The organism is Nitrosomonas sp., assembly GCF_021731985.1.
In the GTDB taxonomy this organism is placed as follows: Bacteria; Pseudomonadota; Gammaproteobacteria; order Burkholderiales; family Nitrosomonadaceae; genus Nitrosomonas.
Genome location: NZ_JAKFWH010000056.1, coordinates 126852 through 141584 on the forward strand (window position 1 = coordinate 126852; position 14733 = coordinate 141584).

At 44.1% G+C, this 14733-nt stretch carries 17 protein-coding genes; 9 read left to right on the forward strand and 8 right to left on the reverse strand.

Annotated elements, in window-relative coordinates:
• Positions 1-96: 96 nt before the first annotated feature.
• Together QZ942_RS07455 and ispB are read right to left on the reverse strand one after the other, a co-directional pair.
• Entirely contained in the window at positions 97-366 is a 270-nt protein-coding gene (locus QZ942_RS07455; protein WP_366836230.1) for a PP0621 family protein, read from the reverse strand.
• A 408-nt stretch (positions 367-774) separates the two neighbouring features.
• Positions 775-1743: an octaprenyl diphosphate synthase gene (gene ispB / locus QZ942_RS07460; RefSeq protein WP_292994210.1), complete on the reverse strand. Its 969-nt coding sequence runs from the start codon at positions 1741-1743 to the stop codon at positions 775-777.
• Positions 1744-1890: 147 nt separating this feature from the next.
• On the opposite strand from ispB, the gene rplU reads away from it, so the two are divergent.
• The 4 genes from rplU (at position 1891) to proB (ending at position 4742) form a co-directional block, all read left to right on the forward strand.
• A complete protein-coding gene (gene rplU / locus QZ942_RS07465; RefSeq protein ID WP_292994242.1) occupies positions 1891-2202 on the forward strand; it encodes a 50S ribosomal protein L21 in 312 nt (103 codons plus the stop codon).
• Between the two features lie 10 nt (positions 2203-2212).
• The gene (rpmA, locus tag QZ942_RS07470; protein ID WP_292994212.1) at positions 2213-2470 is read left to right on the forward strand and encodes a 50S ribosomal protein L27; all 258 of its coding nucleotides are present in this window, start codon (positions 2213-2215) and stop codon (positions 2468-2470) included.
• 104 nt (positions 2471-2574) lie between these two features.
• Entirely contained in the window at positions 2575-3636 is a 1062-nt protein-coding gene (cgtA, locus tag QZ942_RS07475; RefSeq protein WP_292994214.1) for an Obg family GTPase CgtA, read from the forward strand.
• Positions 3633-4742 carry a glutamate 5-kinase gene (proB, locus tag QZ942_RS07480; protein ID WP_292994216.1) on the forward strand — a complete coding sequence of 370 codons (1110 nt, stop codon included), beginning with the start codon at positions 3633-3635 and terminating at the stop codon, positions 4740-4742. Before cgtA ends, proB begins: the two co-directional genes overlap by 4 nt.
• A 243-nt stretch (positions 4743-4985) precedes the next feature.
• On the opposite strand, the gene ccmB is transcribed toward proB, so the two are convergent.
• The 3 genes from ccmB to QZ942_RS07495 form a co-directional block, all read right to left on the reverse strand.
• Positions 4986-5645, reverse strand: a complete 660-nt coding sequence (ccmB, locus tag QZ942_RS07485) for a heme exporter protein CcmB (RefSeq protein WP_292994218.1) — start codon at positions 5643-5645, stop codon at positions 4986-4988.
• 1 nt (position 5646) lies between these two features.
• On the reverse strand, positions 5647-6261 hold the full coding sequence (gene ccmA, locus QZ942_RS07490; protein WP_292994220.1) for a cytochrome c biogenesis heme-transporting ATPase CcmA: 615 nt from the start codon (positions 6259-6261) through the stop codon (positions 5647-5649).
• Positions 6262-6478: 217 nt separating this feature from the next.
• Complete coding sequence (locus QZ942_RS07495; protein WP_292994222.1) at positions 6479-7627, reverse strand: RNA methyltransferase; 1149 nt, start codon at positions 7625-7627, stop codon at positions 6479-6481.
• 43 nt (positions 7628-7670) lie between these two features.
• Between QZ942_RS07495 and msrB the strand changes: the two genes are divergently transcribed.
• From msrB to QZ942_RS07520, 5 genes are all read left to right on the forward strand, one after another.
• Entirely contained in the window at positions 7671-8138 is a 468-nt protein-coding gene (msrB, locus tag QZ942_RS07500) for a peptide-methionine (R)-S-oxide reductase MsrB (protein WP_292994224.1), read from the forward strand.
• 7 nt (positions 8139-8145) lie between these two features.
• Positions 8146-9576 carry a Na+/H+ antiporter NhaC gene (gene nhaC / locus QZ942_RS07505; protein WP_292994226.1) on the forward strand — a complete coding sequence of 477 codons (1431 nt, stop codon included), beginning with the start codon at positions 8146-8148 and terminating at the stop codon, positions 9574-9576.
• A gap of 9 nt (positions 9577-9585) precedes the next feature.
• Positions 9586-9981 (forward strand): lysophosphatidic acid receptor, encoded by a 396-nt coding sequence (locus QZ942_RS07510; RefSeq protein ID WP_292994228.1) that lies wholly within the window; start codon positions 9586-9588, stop codon positions 9979-9981.
• A 13-nt stretch (positions 9982-9994) separates the two neighbouring features.
• Entirely contained in the window at positions 9995-10456 is a 462-nt protein-coding gene (locus tag QZ942_RS07515) for an isoprenylcysteine carboxylmethyltransferase family protein (RefSeq protein WP_292994230.1), read from the forward strand.
• A 455-nt stretch (positions 10457-10911) separates the two neighbouring features.
• A complete protein-coding gene (locus tag QZ942_RS07520; RefSeq protein ID WP_292994232.1) occupies positions 10912-11532 on the forward strand; it encodes a PEP-CTERM sorting domain-containing protein in 621 nt (206 codons plus the stop codon).
• Between the two features lie 353 nt (positions 11533-11885).
• Here QZ942_RS07520 and rimO read toward each other — a convergent pair whose 3' ends face one another.
• From rimO to QZ942_RS07535, 3 genes are all read right to left on the reverse strand, one after another.
• The gene (rimO, locus tag QZ942_RS07525; RefSeq protein WP_292994234.1) at positions 11886-13241 is read right to left on the reverse strand and encodes a 30S ribosomal protein S12 methylthiotransferase RimO; all 1356 of its coding nucleotides are present in this window, start codon (positions 13239-13241) and stop codon (positions 11886-11888) included.
• A gap of 303 nt (positions 13242-13544) precedes the next feature.
• The gene (locus tag QZ942_RS07530) at positions 13545-13769 is read right to left on the reverse strand and encodes a hypothetical protein (protein WP_292994236.1); all 225 of its coding nucleotides are present in this window, start codon (positions 13767-13769) and stop codon (positions 13545-13547) included.
• Between the two features lie 32 nt (positions 13770-13801).
• Positions 13802-14410 (reverse strand): hypothetical protein, encoded by a 609-nt coding sequence (locus tag QZ942_RS07535; RefSeq protein WP_292994238.1) that lies wholly within the window; start codon positions 14408-14410, stop codon positions 13802-13804.
• Positions 14411-14733 lie beyond the last annotated feature (323 nt).

The following is a 14733-nucleotide window of genomic DNA, read 5'->3' on the forward strand; positions in this document are numbered from 1 at the left end:
TACTGATCTGAATATTCAGTCTCAGTTATTCCGGAATCAAATGGCCAGAGTATTGAATGTTTTGTATGAGACGGATAAATAGACACAGCAATCGAATCAGGATGAAGAATTTATATACAAATGACTATGCTCGTTACAACAAAAATATTTATCATGATTACCGACAGCCTCGCTTTTAGGCAAATAAACACCACAGTACGAACAATTCACCATATCTTCGGCAGATTCCGGAAGTACTTCAACTTCTTTATCTTTTTGTTTGGATTGACGGCTTTTGATTATCCAATAAATCAGTACTGCTATCAGTATGTAAAAAATTAATTTACCCATATCAGTTTCAATTGCTCTCTTCTCGTATGACATCATTCTGGATTTAACTTGCCCTCGCTATACATTAAAGAAGCTCTGATTAAGTCCTTCGACAGGTTCATGACAAACGGTAATATATTGATTACGTTCGTGGCGAACTTGTCGAACCATGAATGTAATCAACTTATTCAGGATTTCCTTAATCATAACAATTTCTTTATTCTGGCAAATTGTGGATTACCCGTGGTTTTAGTGCCTATCAATAAAAGATTAAATAGTAACTTAACCAAATGAAAAAAATTTCAATTAGATACCTGAACAAACTCAGGTTTGGAATTGCAAAAACTGAGTGTATTGCAAATAAGACAATATACGTTTAAAAAGACTCCCTTGTGTAAAAAAGAGTCATTCCATTTAAATCGTTTTCTTCCGAGAACTGTTAATCAGTCCGGGAATTTCCCTTAATTAATGATTGCGTGTCACAGAAAAGCTCGCTAATTGCAGAAGACATTTTTTATTCTCTGAATCCGGTAAGAAAGCTATTGCGTCAATCGCAGTTGCAATTTCAGCCGCAGCGCATTGTTTAGCGTAGTCTAAGGCCGCTGTTTCGCGAATGACATCCAGAACAGGTTGAAAGCCATCTTTTCCGCCATCCTCAATTGCCTTACGGATAATACTTGCTTGCTCGGGGGTTCCCACTCGCATGGCATAGATCAAAGGCAGTGTAGGTTTCCCTTCAGCCAGATCGTCACCTAAATTCTTACCGGTATCCTGATTATTGCCCGAGTAGTCGAGCATATCGTCAATAAGCTGGAATGCAGTGCCCAGATGCATACCATAAATTGACATCGCATCTTCTTCTTCCGGTGTGGCATTGCCCAGAATCGCGCCCAACCGGCTGGCTGCTTCAAATAATTTGGCTGTTTTAAAACGAATAACTCGCAGATAATTTTCTTCAGTTACCAGTGGATCCCGGCAATTCAGTAACTGTAAAACCTCGCCTTCGGCAATCGTATTCGTCGCATCGGCCAATACTTGCATGACGCGCATATTGTCAACATCCACCATCATCTGGAAGGCCCTGGAATAAAGAAAATCTCCTACCAGAACACTGGCCGCATTTCCAAACAATGCATTGGCTGTTTCTCTATTTCGACGTAGATCAGATTCATCCACGACGTCATCGTGGAGCAAGGTTGCCGTATGAATAAATTCAACAATAGCTGCGAGGTTGTAATGAAATTTCCCTGAATAACCAAAAGCACCAGCGGATAAAATCACCAATGCAGGACGTAAACGTTTCCCTCCACTATTGATGATGTATTCACTGACTTGGCGAATCAGCAGAACATGAGAATGTAATTTCTCCCGGATGACATCGTCTACGATGTCCATGTCTTGAGCAATGAAGCTTCTAATATATTCGATTGACACAATATTACCTTGTAGAAAACGCTATGTTAGGAATGACAACACCCAAGTGTCAAGCATAAAGATAAATTGCTCGAAATTTTCCACCACAATCAAGGGTTATTTATGTATAATTCGCGGTTCTGTAAAAGGGAAGCATGGAGTCAATATATGTATGCGGTCATAAAAACCGGCGGTAAGCAGTATCGGATTAAAGTGGGTGAAAGACTGAAGGTGGAACAACTTGAAGTAGAAAGTGGTAGTGAGCTTATTATTGATCAAGTATTAATGATTGCGGATGGGGATAAAATATCCTTGGGCACGCCGCTTGTCAATGGCGCCAAAGTCAGTGCAACAGTACTGGGTCAAGGCCGTCACGACAAGATTCGTATCTTCAAGATGCGTCGTCGCAAGCACTACCAGAAACATCAGGGACATCGGCAGAATTACACTGAAATACAGATTACCGGTATTTCAGCTTAAGGAGTACTAGATGGCACATAAGAAAGCAGGCGGAAGCTCCAGAAATGGACGTGATTCACATTCAAAACGGCTCGGAGTCAAGCGCTATGGTGGTGAATTGATCCCAGCCGGATCGATTATTATCAGGCAACGTGGCACCCAAGTTCATCCTGGAGAAAATGTTGGCATGGGTAAAGATCATACCTTGTTTGCAAAAATTACAGGAAAAGTAAATTTTAGTATCAAGGGTGTACTAAAACGAAAAGTAGTCAGTGTGATACCAGCATAACCGCACCGAAGTACCAAATTCTTTCAAAAGGCCCTGTCTAAATCGATGGGGCTTTTTTGTTTGCAGGATCATAAAAGAATTATAGGAAGCGACAACCAGGATTTATGAAGTTTATTGATGAAGCAATTATTCAGATACTAGCCGGCAAAGGTGGCGATGGTGTCGCAAGTTTCCGGCGAGAGAAATTTATTCCCAGAGGTGGGCCTGATGGTGGTGATGGCGGACGCGGTGGCAGCGTATTCGCAATAGCGGATCGCAATATCAACACATTGATTGACTATCGTTTTGCGCGTATCCATCGGGCCAAAAATGGCCAGAATGGTCAAGGCTCCGACCGCTATGGAAAAAGCGCTGAAGATATTGTACTGCGCGTACCTGTAGGCACACTTATCAAAGACAGCAATACCGGTGAAACGGTTGCTGATCTGGTTCGTGATCAACAAAAGGTTTTGTTAGCCAAAGGCGGAGCAGGCGGGATTGGTAATCTGCACTTTAAATCCAGTACTAACCGTGCACCGCGTCAGTTTACCTACGGTGAACCCGGGCAGGAATTTGAACTGAAGCTGGAGCTCAAGGTGCTCGCCGATGTGGGTTTGCTGGGTATGCCGAACGCTGGAAAATCCACACTCATACGCGCCGTATCTGCCGCACGCCCCAAGGTAGCCGATTATCCATTTACTACTTTGCAGCCTAACCTGGGTATGGTACGAATTGATCAGAACCGAAGTTTCGTCATGGCTGATATCCCGGGCTTGATTGAAGGCGCCGCTGAGGGCGTTGGGTTAGGGCATCATTTCTTAAAGCATTTATCACGCACCCGGCTATTGCTTCATGTCGTCGATATGATGCCTCCGAATGAAGACACGGATCTTGTTCATGAAGCCCGGGCATTGGTCAAAGAGTTGCAAAAATATGATGAATCCCTTTATCAAAAACCGCGTTGGCTGGTATTGAACAAAACCGATATGATGCCAGCCGAAAATCGAGCCGAGTTATGCAGTCAATTTGTTGAAAAATTAGAATGGGAAGGTAAATACTTTATTATTTCCGCATTAACTGGTGAAGGCTGCAAGTCCCTAACCTATGCCATCATGGATTACCTGGAACAGAATTTACCGCCACAGCCTGATAATCCGATTCCAGAGGACGAGTTCGTTGATCCATGATAAAGCAAGCACGCCGTATTGTCATTAAAGTAGGCAGCAGCCTGGTCACCAATCAAGGCAAGGGACTCGACCACGCCGCACTGGCCTGTTGGGCAGCACAAATTGCAAACCTCAAACAAATGGGCAAGGAAATCATTCTGGTCTCTTCGGGAGCAATCGCCGAAGGCATGCAACGTTTAAATTGGGAAAACCGCCCCACAGCGTTGTATGAATTGCAGGCTGCGGCTGCCGTTGGGCAAATGGGTCTGGCGCAAGCCTATGCATCCCGCTTTTCTGAGTATGACCTGCAAACCGCCCAAGTGCTTCTAACCCATGAAGACTTGTCCAGCCGGAAACGTTATCTCAACGCACGTTCAACCCTGACGACTTTATTAAAACTAAATATCATTCCTATCATTAATGAGAATGATACCGTCGCGATTGATGAAATTCGTTTTGGCGATAATGACACCCTGGCGGCACTGGTCACCAATCTGGTTGAAGCCGATGTGCTGATTATTCTGACCGATCAGGCCGGTTTATTTACCAGCGATCCACGCAAGAATCCGGATGCGAAATTACTGAGTGAAGTAAATGCAGGTGATCCCGCGCTTGAGAAAATGGCTGGTGGTGTTGGCAGTGGTATCAGCCGTGGCGGGATGCAAACTAAAGTAATCGCCGCCAAACGTGCGGCACGTAGTGGTGCGGATACCATCGTCGCATCAGGTCATGAAGACAACGTGTTAGTCCGCCTTAGCCAGGATGAGGCTATTGGCACCCGTTTCCTGGCCAAAATACCGGTATTGGCAGCACGTAAGCAATGGCTTGCCGACTATTTACAAGTTCGCGGATCTGTGACCCTGGATCAAGGCGCCGTGAAGGCGCTATCAGCCGATGGCAAAAGCCTACTCCCCATTGGCGTCATCAGCGTCAACGGTGAATTCGAGCGTGGAGAAGCCGTATCTTGCCGCGATGAAGCAGGCAAGGAAATAGCCCGCGGCTTGATTAATTATAGCGCTGTTGAAACACAAAAAATCCTAAAACAAGCCAGCAATGAAATAGAAGCAATACTGGGTTATGTTGATGAACCGGAACTCATTCACAGAAATAATCTGGTCTTGCTTTAGCTGCAATTAAGAAAATATTCAATGCGCTGTATTATTTGTTTGATTTTGTCTAAAAGAACGAGTGACTCAATTGGATAAAAGCACGCAACGTATCGCTGCCATCGACTGGTTGCGCGGAATAGTTATGATCCTGATGGCGCTTGATCGCCTGACGGCACTCCGTTTTTCTGTTGGACAAATCTTTTAAAAATTTAGGAGGATGCTAAAATGCGAAGCGCATTACACTATAGCTAAATACTAGCGCTATTCCAGTGAAACACGTAAGGAAGAAGCGGCTGCCCATGGCGCGAAAACAAGCGATACTAAGAGAAATGCACCAATTAATGACAAGTGTGCGTCAAAACCAACTCCAGCCATATTCGCCTCAACAGCACCGGCACCAAAAATCAGCACAGGAATATAGAGAGGCAATACTAATAAAGAAACCAATACACCGCCTCCCCGCAATCCTAGCGTCAATGCTGCGCCGATAGCGCCAATTAAGCTTAAAACCGGAGTACCCAGCAATAAAGCGGTAGTTAAAACAAACAGCGCCTCAGCCGGCAAGTCATATTGAATACCTAATACAGGCGCCATCAATACCAACGGCACTCCGGTTACCAGCCAATGCGCCAAAGCTTTTCCAAGCACCAAAAGTGATAGCGATTGCGGTGACAACAACATTTGCTCCAATGTGCCATCAAGATAATCATTCGAAAACATTCTGCCGAGAGATAACATTGAAGCCAGTAAAGCTGCAACCCATACCACACCGGGCGCCATCGTACGCAACATACTCATTTCCGGTCCAACACTTAAAGGAAACAGACTGACTACAATAATGAAAAAAAATAGAGTCGTTAACACATCCGATTGGCGTCGCATAGCCAGTAAAAGATCACGTTTAATTATCCACATAAACATATCAGGCCAAGTGCAATTGCGTTGTTGACGCTGCCGTCAAATCAATTTCTTGGTGCGTCGTCATTACCACCATACCGTCTTGCTTCAAATGTTGCTCCAGTAACTCCTGAATCAATTTAACTGCCATTACATCCAATGCAACTAAAGGCTCATCTAGAATCCATAAAGCGGTTTTAGATACAAGCAAACGAGCTAAAGCTACGCGACGCCGCTGGCCTTGGGATAAAACTTTGACAGGCAATGCTTCTCTTCCACCCAAGCCCATATACCCGAGCGCTTCACTTGCCTGAGCATCGTTAATTTCAGAACCCGCCAACGCGCTTGAAATGCGCAAATTCTCAATTACCGTCAAATCATCTTTGGTGCCACTCAAATGACCAATATAGGTCATAGCTGCAAAATAGTCGCCATTTAAGGAGCGAATTGAGGTGCCACTCCAGAGAATCTCACCAGCGGCAGGGTTTGACAATCCACATAGCATCCGCAACAAACTGGTCTTGCCACTGCCATTGGGACCGCGCACTTGCATTAAACCGCCAGCCTCAAGAGAAAAATTGATATCCTTAAAAAGCTCGCGATCACCACGAACACATGCGAGACTAATTCCTTGCAACATTATTTTTGATCAATCGTTGGAATAAGCGGGCGATTATAACGCATTGATGATTCCTGTAACACTGTTGAAGAACTAAGTATGTATTTTGACATCGCTGGAATTCGCAGAATATTTCTATCGATTGGAAAAACAGCTTTTCACTATGTACATAAAAACAAATCTGCCTTCTACAGCTGCCTCATAAACTATTCATGAGTCCGCATGCCCGTGCTTGCCATCACTTCCTAAGCTCTACCAAAGCTTCAATATGCGGAGTGTGGGGAAACAAGTCAACCAGTTGAATATCTGTAATTGACCAGCCATTTTGATTAAAAAACCAGGCATCACGCGCAAAAGTTTCCGGGTTACAAGAGATATAGTAAATTGTTCTTAAAGCAGCGAGGCTTGCGAAAAAGCCGTGGTGTTTCTTTAATCCTGAGCGGGGCGGATCGAGTACCAAAGTTTCTGCATCGAAGACGTTTCTTCTAATATCGCTCCAGACAGAAGATTTAAAAAGATCGGTGACCTGAGCAGTTACTTTGCCTAGATTCCTGGCTTTGAGTGCCTGGATCGCACCGGGCTCGGATTCGTAAGCAATGATAGCTGTGCAATTCGATTCGGCAATGATTTCCGTGAAATTTCCTGAGCCACAGAATAATTCCACTACTTTTCCCAAATGCGGATTATGTGCAAGTTTCTCCCGCAACCAGACTTGCATCCACTCGTTTTGTGCCGTGTTGCCTTGTTTGAAGGGACGCTTCTGATTGATACGGATTTCATCGGCTTGCATGTCATCATCCAGCTCAATAAACTGCCAGTCGTGGTCGGAATCCGCTTGCCATACATCATTGGGCAATTGCTGAAGGGCTGTTTTTAAAAGATCCCGGCAGCGCTCATTCAGGACAATACAATCATCGATCGGTGCGATCTGATAAGAATTCTCAGACACAAAACCAAGTTTCTCGCCGTCTGTTTTTATCTGGCAGCGATTGCGATAGCCGTACAAATGCGGCGCAGGATGAATGGAGCCGATGCTTAATTGGGTAGTATCAAATCCGGCTCTTTTCATGGCATACACAAAGCGATTCCGTTTTTGCTCAAGTTGGCTTGTATAATCGGCAATCATCCAGGGACAACCGGTGCAGGAATTTTCTACCAAACCAACATAGGGGCATATTGGCATTTGTCTTTGTGCGGATGGGTGAGTGAGCGCAATCAATTTGGCATAGGCAAATTTTTTGTTGTTGAGCGGTTTATCGATGATTTCAAACTCACCGGCATCCCCCGGCCACGTGCCATAAACAAAATAAGATAGGTTATTTTGATCGTTCTTGACAACACCCAGGCCTTTTTGTGATAAATGTGTGATCGTGCCATGAAATTTCATATTGAATAATTTGTTCTTGTTTTATTGATAAGGAGAATCCGCTATGGCGAATCCCTACGAAAATTTTAAAAAAGATCCCGAGTCACTGGCAACGGATTTGACTACTTTACAGTATCAGGTGACGCAAAATGCCGGTACCGAACCACCGTTTCAAAACGAATACTGGGACCATAAAGCCGCCGGGATTTATGTTGATATTGTATCGGGCGAACCGTTGTTTGCGTCGATTCATAAATTTGATTCGGGTACCGGCTGGCCCAGTTTTTACCAACCGATTAATGAACAGGCTATTCAGCTCAAAAGTGATTATGAACTATGTATCCCGCGCACGGAAACCCGCAGCCGCTATGCAGACAGTCATTTAGGCCATGTTTTCAACGATGGTCCGCCGCCCACCGGGATGCGCTATTGTATAAACTCTGCTGCATTAAAGTTTATTAAAAAAGAAGATCTACACGCGATGGGTTATGGAGAATTAGCGGCATTGTTTGAGGATGGAGCAAAAAAGTAGAGATCCAATGGCAGAAAACGATTCCCCTCTAGAAGCATTACTGATTGCCAAGCGGCAGCCTTCATTATTACATGCAGCCATTTGCTTTGTCGGCGTATTTTTACTGATTTCGCTCGGTCTGTTTGTGTATGAAGCTAGCATTCATGCGATCATTTTCCTGGCACTGGTTTGGGTCAGTTTGCAAGCGCGTTGGTTGGGTTATTCGTTTATCGATATCCGGCACATGATGGATGACGGTATCACCAAGGCGCTGTCGGCCATTTATATTTTTCTGCTAATCGGCATGGTCATAGCCAGCTTCATGCAAAGCGGCACCATTGCGAGTCTGCTGTATTACGGCATAGACCTGCTCAGTCCTACTATATTTCTGGCAACTGGATTGATCTTGTGCAGCTTTATGTCGATTGCCACCGGTACATCCTGGGGAACCGTTGGAACGGTCGGGGTAGTATTGATGGGTATTGGTGATGCGATAGGCATTCCGTTACCGCTCGTGGCCGGCATGATCGTCTCTGGAGCCACTTTTGGTGATAAATTATCGCCGATTTCCGATACGACCAATCTGGCGGCCATGAGCGCTGGAACAAATCTTTACCGGCATATCGGCGCCATGCTCTACACTACCATTCCTACATTCCTCATTGTTCTGGGAATTTTCATTTTTTGGGGTATGCAATATGGTGACAACGCACTGCCGAGAGATCATATTGATGAAATCCGCGCAGCATTAGCGGGGGCTTACCAGCTAAATCTGTGGGTAACATTGCTGCCCTTGTTACTGATGTTTGGCTTAAGCATCAAACGCTATGCTGCAGAAGTCAGCATGACGTGCAGTATTGCACTGGCCATGTTGATCGCCATTGTTTATCAAAGCAGGGAAAGCGTTGATGTGATCAATGCGCTCTGGCTAAATTCGGCGGGCACTACCGGGATTGGAAGTATCGATGCTTTGCTCGGGCGTGGCGGTATTTACAGCATGGCGTGGACATTATTGTTATCCATCATGGCATTGGCACTCGGCGGGATTCTGCATCATGCCGGTTTTCTCCGTGTGCTGTTGGTGCACATCATCGCTCGCATTCGACGAATCAGCACACTCATCGCTACAACCATCGCATCCGGATTGATTGGCAATATGGCAATGGGGGAAGCTTATATCTCGATTATCCTGAATTGTCAGCTATTTAAAAGTGCATATCGGGAGCGCGGATTGGATAAAGCCGTGTTATCGCGTTCGGTAGAAGAAGGCTCCACGCTGACCACAGGACTTATCCCCTGGACTACCGCCGGCACCTTCTATGCTGCGACCCTTGGAATCCCCACATTGGACTATGCACCGTATGCTCTACTGAATTTACTGAATCCTTTGGTTTCTATTGGCATGGCAGTATTCGGAATTGGGTTGTTGCAAAGTAAAAACCAGCACAAAATAAAGTGAGGATTGAAAATGAAAGAGGGATCAAATCATCGTAGTAATTGGAAAGCTATGTTTATTATTCTAACGACCTTGATAGGCGGTTTTCTATTATCGTTTCTCGGCTTCGGACTGCTCTGGAGCGGCATAGCTTGGCACGTTCAATTAATCATGATGTTGCCTTTCTTGCTTCTGTCCTATGGTGTGTTTCGCTGGAGTAAAGGATCCATAGGGTCTTGCGCTTTTATATTTATTGGCGCAGCACCGCTTGGCATATTGATTTCCCAATTTCGCGATACGAATGGTTCGCACTTGATGCCAATTCTTGTTGTTTTCAGTTGGGTCATAGGCATACTTGCCGGTTATTATTGGGGGAAATTATCGCGAAGCACTCAATCTAAATCATCTGAAATTGATGCATCATCCTAGAAAAACTATTTCCATGCATCGTCTCGAACTTAAAATTCCACCAGTAGCTCTGGTGCTCTTATTTGCGCTCACAATATGGTTTGTTGCACGGATGAGCTCCTGGGCATGCGTACAAATTCCAGGTAGAGAATGGGTGGCGTTGATGTTATTGATTGTGGGGTTTGCGTTGATTATCGCCGGTGCTGTTACATTCATTTCAGCTAAAACAACAGTAAATCCAATGACACCAGGCTTAACCACATCCATTGTCAACAGGGGTGTCTATAAGTTGAGTCGAAATCCCATGTATTTAGGTTTCTTTCTAATACTTGCGGGCTGGGGAATGTTTCTAGCAAACATTCTATCGGCCTTGCTGTTGCCGCTGTTTATTTTGTGTATGAATCGATTCCAGATCATTCCTGAAGAAAATGCTTTACTGACTAAGTTCGGTGATGAATATGCCAGATATTTGGAATCGGTTCGCCGATGGATATGACATCTTCACTTGTTTTATGTTTAATCGAATAATTTCTCTTGTGTTTACTTCCTACTCCAGATTGCCTAAAAATTTCTCTACGACACGCCTCCAGTTGTCACCTTTACCGGTTTTGTTTGTGATTTAAAGTCATTTGTTTCTGCAATAGCAGATGCGCTACCAGCACTTGAATTTCGCAAATTAATCCCATCACGCAGCCCACATCTCTTAATTTTCCCACTCTGTTGATGCATTACCCTATTAGCCGGGACAAAGGTACTAACACAAAGCTACCAACACAAAGCTACTAATAAATAAGGATTAATTGACTATGGCATTAAGCGGTTCTAAGAATTATGATGAAGTCACTCAAGAATATTGCATCAAAAGTGTAATGAATCAAGTGTCAAAAAGAGTGGCTCTATTGAAATGGATCACATGGTAGCTTTATTAATAATTCCTTTTGAGGTGTAAAAATGAAGACAAAATTTCTCATGCAACAAACAATTATTGCTGCAGCTTTGCTGATTGCGGGCGGTGCTGCTAATGCAGGGCTTACGTTCGTGCCAACAGATACAGTAACTCGAACCGAAGCATTTAACATCGGGGGTTTTGCCACCCTACCCGTCGGCTCATCGTTGAGTATCGGTCACCTCGATTACACAGGCCCTGGCTCACAAACGGTAACCTACACCTTTCTCGGCCAAGAATCCGGTTTTACCGATAAGTTTTATGACATTTTAGGAGGCACCACGCTGCTCGAATCCAATCCGATTGGAACATCGGTCAGTTCATTGGTGAGCGCGACTGGACCGTTAAATTTCAAGTTTGAAGGTAATTCTGGAAAATTCGCATTCAACGGTGGAACATGGGATACCGGCACCTCAATTGGACTGATTGGAACAAACATGCTCATCGGTTCCACCACATACCAATATGTTCTAGGCTATAACGATAGCGCAGGCAGTAGTCGTCTGGGTGATTGGGATGACTTTGTTATCGGCGTAAGTGCCGTTCCAGAACCAGAAACCTATGCCATGATGTTAATTGGGCTTGGTTTGATAGGTTTCTCGATTCGTAAGCAGAAGGTGCGCTAAGCTATTAGCTTCAAACTTTAGTTTAAGGAACCCCTGAATAAGCATTTGTTCAGGGGTTTTTAATTTTCTAAACAAAAGCATTGGTATCTTGGTTTTGTAAACAGCACATGGAAAAGAGAATAAAACTACAATCCATGGCAAAATACCGGCACCAATCTATTTCTCCGGCAATCAGTGAAAAACCCTGCGTTTTGCGCGAAGCATCATCCAATGTTCATTCAAACGGATAGAACAGAAAATCCATCCATACCGCCACGCACTGGTTTTATCGATTGATGGTACGCATCGCACTCATCAGAAGCTTGGTCGGGGGATTACCTTATTTATTCATAGATACATTCAAATTGCCATGTTCAATGACCTGCTGGAGCGTCAAGGTTTAATGCAACGGCATACAAATCATGCGTATCCGAATCAGTAATTTCAACTTCAATAAAATCTCCAGGTTGAACGTGACCCGCCTTGTCCACATATACCAATCCATCAATTTCAGGCGCATCTGCGTTACTTCTTGCAATCACCTGATCCTCAGCGAGTTCATCCACCATAACCATCATCTTTCGGCCAACTTTCGCTGCCAAACGTTGGCAGCTGATTTCTTCCTGCAATTGCATAAAACGTGCACGGCGCTCCTCCTTGATTGCTTCCGGCACAGGATCAGCTAGTTGATTGGCTGCTGCGCCTTCAACCGGTGAATAGGTAAAACACCCGACACGATCTAATTGCGCTTCCTGCAAAAAGGCCAATAATTCTTCGAACTCCGCTTCAGTTTCACCCGGAAAACCAACGATAAAGGTGCTGCGTAGTGTGATGTCAGGACAAATTTTGCGCCATTGCTGAATGCGTGCCAAATTATTCTCAGCATTGGCGGGTCGTTTCATAGCTTTCAGGATCCGTGGATTTGCATGCTGAAACGGCACATCCAGATACGGCAGTATTTTGCCTTCCGCCATGAGCGGGATCACTTCGTCGACATGCGGGTAAGGATAAACATAATGCATGCGCACCCAAACTCCTAATGTACCCAATGCTTGCGCAAGCTCGGTCAAGCGGGTTTTAATCGGCCTGCCCTGCCAAAAACCTGTGCGATATTTTACGTCTACGCCATACGCGCTAGTATCTTGTGAAATGATCAAAAGTTCCTTCACACCGGCATTCACCAGATGCTCCGCTTCCTGCATCACCTGATGAATCGGCCGGCTTACCAAATCACCGCGCATCGAAGGAATAATACAGAACGTACAGCGGTGATTGCAGCCTTCAGAAATTTTGATATACGCGTAATGTTTGGGCGTTAAGCGGATTCCTTGTGGCGGCACCAAGCTGGTAAAAGGGTCGTGCGGTTGCGGTAAATGGGTATGAATAGCAGACATCACTTCCGGCAGAGCATGAGGTCCGGTTACGGCCAGCACCTGAGGATGGGCTTTTTTAACCACGTCCCCATCCTCTTTCGCACCCAGGCACCCTGTGACAATTACCTTCCCGTTTTCGGCAAGCGCTTCACCGATCGCATCCAGCGATTCTTCAACCGCACTATCAATAAACCCGCAGGTATTAACAACAACCAAATCTGCGTCTTCGTATGAAGACGATATTTCATACCCTTCGGCACGTAACTGAGTCAATATTTGTTCGGAATCCACCAGTGCCTTTGGGCAACCAAGAGAAATAAAGCCAACTTTTTGTGAAGCTTGTTTTAATGAGGACATGAAATAAAAATTAAATAAGAATAGGATATTGCTCTTGAATACTCGTTAAATTCTATCTGATTACGGATTGAAGTAATTTATTTCTTCGTATTGAGGGAAGTGGAAACACTTTAAATGATTTAGGATCATGCAATTTATATTGAATGAAAGCAAACCGGAACAAGACTATTGAAGATTTTTTGGAAGTATTCAGCAGAAGTTAAAACTACCGATTACCTTTGAAACTGTATCTCCGCTATACCAGAAATACAGAACAGATTCACTGGTCAGATGAAAACTACCTGCACAAATTGCAAATCCAAATTAAGCAGGTCCAGTGAATCGGGCCGCATCAATAATTGACCATAGATGAAAAATTCCACCAATTACTGCAGGAATAATCAGCACAGCAAAAAAGTATCCCACGCCAACGATTACAAAAAACAAAAATGCTGGCAATAAACGCCCCTGAACCAGTTGACCCAACCCTGGTATAAAGAAACTACAAACTGCTGCCAATACATTTCCGCCAGATCCCTGCCCTAACATTGTTCATCCTCTCACTAATTTCACAGCACTCATTATTTTTTGCTGATTGTATCCTCATCCTTTCCAGGATGCTCATAATCTATACCTATCATATCACCCGCCATTCTTTTTTCACGTATCTCATCCAAATTACCCAGTTTATCAATGCGCAGCGACGTATCTTGGATAAGCGCATCAAGCTTCTTCACGGATTCGGGTGACAGTGTTTTATTTGTCTCAATTTCAAACTTAAAACAGTGTAAATTATTTAAGAAATTACCGGTGATATCTTGTACTGTTCGCATCGTAGCTTTTAAAACCTTTAACTTTTCTTCCCTTATTTCAGCTTCTTTAATTGACTGTATGCGCTTCAATCGCTCTTGGTGCAATTCATATACTTTATTTCTTTGTATTAATGCCAATATCGCTGTTACCCAGATCACCAATATTGCCATTGTGCGGTTTGCAAAAACTTGATATGCCGGGATATCGCTCGGCGGTGATCCAAGATATCCAACCCCTACCAGAATGGTGCAGATGGAAGCAACGATTAGGGTAAAGCGCTTTTCAGGCGATTTTAACGAGAGCAACACGACAGCAACATAGGGAACACCACTCGCTACGCCAAGCGGTGTCATAAAATCCACCAGTAAAACAGCCATAGCGACGAAACCGCACGTCAGATAAGCACTGACTCTTGTTTCGTGAATTGTATCGAATATATTCTCATTGATGAAGTCTGGGTGGGCCATATCAAATACTATTGAATAAACTCTGATTGAGTAAGTGTATATGAATTATTTCAAATATAATCCGCCAATATGTAGGCATATTCTTACGCATTTTATTAAATAGAACCAGAAGTGTCCGGAGATTTAATTGAATAGATTCAGTTGGTTATTATTGTTCGACATGGTTATTTGCACATCGGTATTTTTAACCAATTGATCGATAGGTATTTTTTCGAAAAGAGTTAGGCTTAAAA

Excerpts from the sequence above, each read along its gene's own strand:
- QZ942_RS07455 (WP_366836230.1), bottom strand. The coding sequence starts at position 366 with ATGATGTCATACGAGAAGAGAGCAATTGAAACTGATATGGGTAAATTA.
- rplU (WP_292994242.1), top strand. The coding sequence starts at position 1,891 with ATGTATGCGGTCATAAAAACCGGCGGTAAGCAGTATCGGATTAAAGTG.
- rpmA (WP_292994212.1), top strand. The coding sequence starts at position 2,213 with ATGGCACATAAGAAAGCAGGCGGAAGCTCCAGAAATGGACGTGATTCA.
- cgtA (WP_292994214.1), top strand. The coding sequence starts at position 2,575 with ATGAAGTTTATTGATGAAGCAATTATTCAGATACTAGCCGGCAAAGGT.
- proB (WP_292994216.1), top strand. The coding sequence starts at position 3,633 with ATGATAAAGCAAGCACGCCGTATTGTCATTAAAGTAGGCAGCAGCCTG.
- ccmB (WP_292994218.1), bottom strand. The coding sequence starts at position 5,645 with ATGTTTATGTGGATAATTAAACGTGATCTTTTACTGGCTATGCGACGC.
- ccmA (WP_292994220.1), bottom strand. The coding sequence starts at position 6,261 with ATGTTGCAAGGAATTAGTCTCGCATGTGTTCGTGGTGATCGCGAGCTT.
- QZ942_RS07495 (WP_292994222.1), bottom strand. The coding sequence starts at position 7,627 with ATGAAATTTCATGGCACGATCACACATTTATCACAAAAAGGCCTGGGT.
- msrB (WP_292994224.1), top strand. The coding sequence starts at position 7,671 with ATGGCGAATCCCTACGAAAATTTTAAAAAAGATCCCGAGTCACTGGCA.
- nhaC (WP_292994226.1), top strand. The coding sequence starts at position 8,146 with ATGGCAGAAAACGATTCCCCTCTAGAAGCATTACTGATTGCCAAGCGG.
- QZ942_RS07510 (WP_292994228.1), top strand. The coding sequence starts at position 9,586 with ATGAAAGAGGGATCAAATCATCGTAGTAATTGGAAAGCTATGTTTATT.
- QZ942_RS07515 (WP_292994230.1), top strand. The coding sequence starts at position 9,995 with ATGCATCGTCTCGAACTTAAAATTCCACCAGTAGCTCTGGTGCTCTTA.
- QZ942_RS07520 (WP_292994232.1), top strand. The coding sequence starts at position 10,912 with ATGAAGACAAAATTTCTCATGCAACAAACAATTATTGCTGCAGCTTTG.
- rimO (WP_292994234.1), bottom strand. The coding sequence starts at position 13,241 with ATGTCCTCATTAAAACAAGCTTCACAAAAAGTTGGCTTTATTTCTCTT.
- QZ942_RS07530 (WP_292994236.1), bottom strand. The coding sequence starts at position 13,769 with ATGTTAGGGCAGGGATCTGGCGGAAATGTATTGGCAGCAGTTTGTAGT.
- QZ942_RS07535 (WP_292994238.1), bottom strand. The coding sequence starts at position 14,410 with ATGGCTGTTTTACTGGTGGATTTTATGACACCGCTTGGCGTAGCGAGT.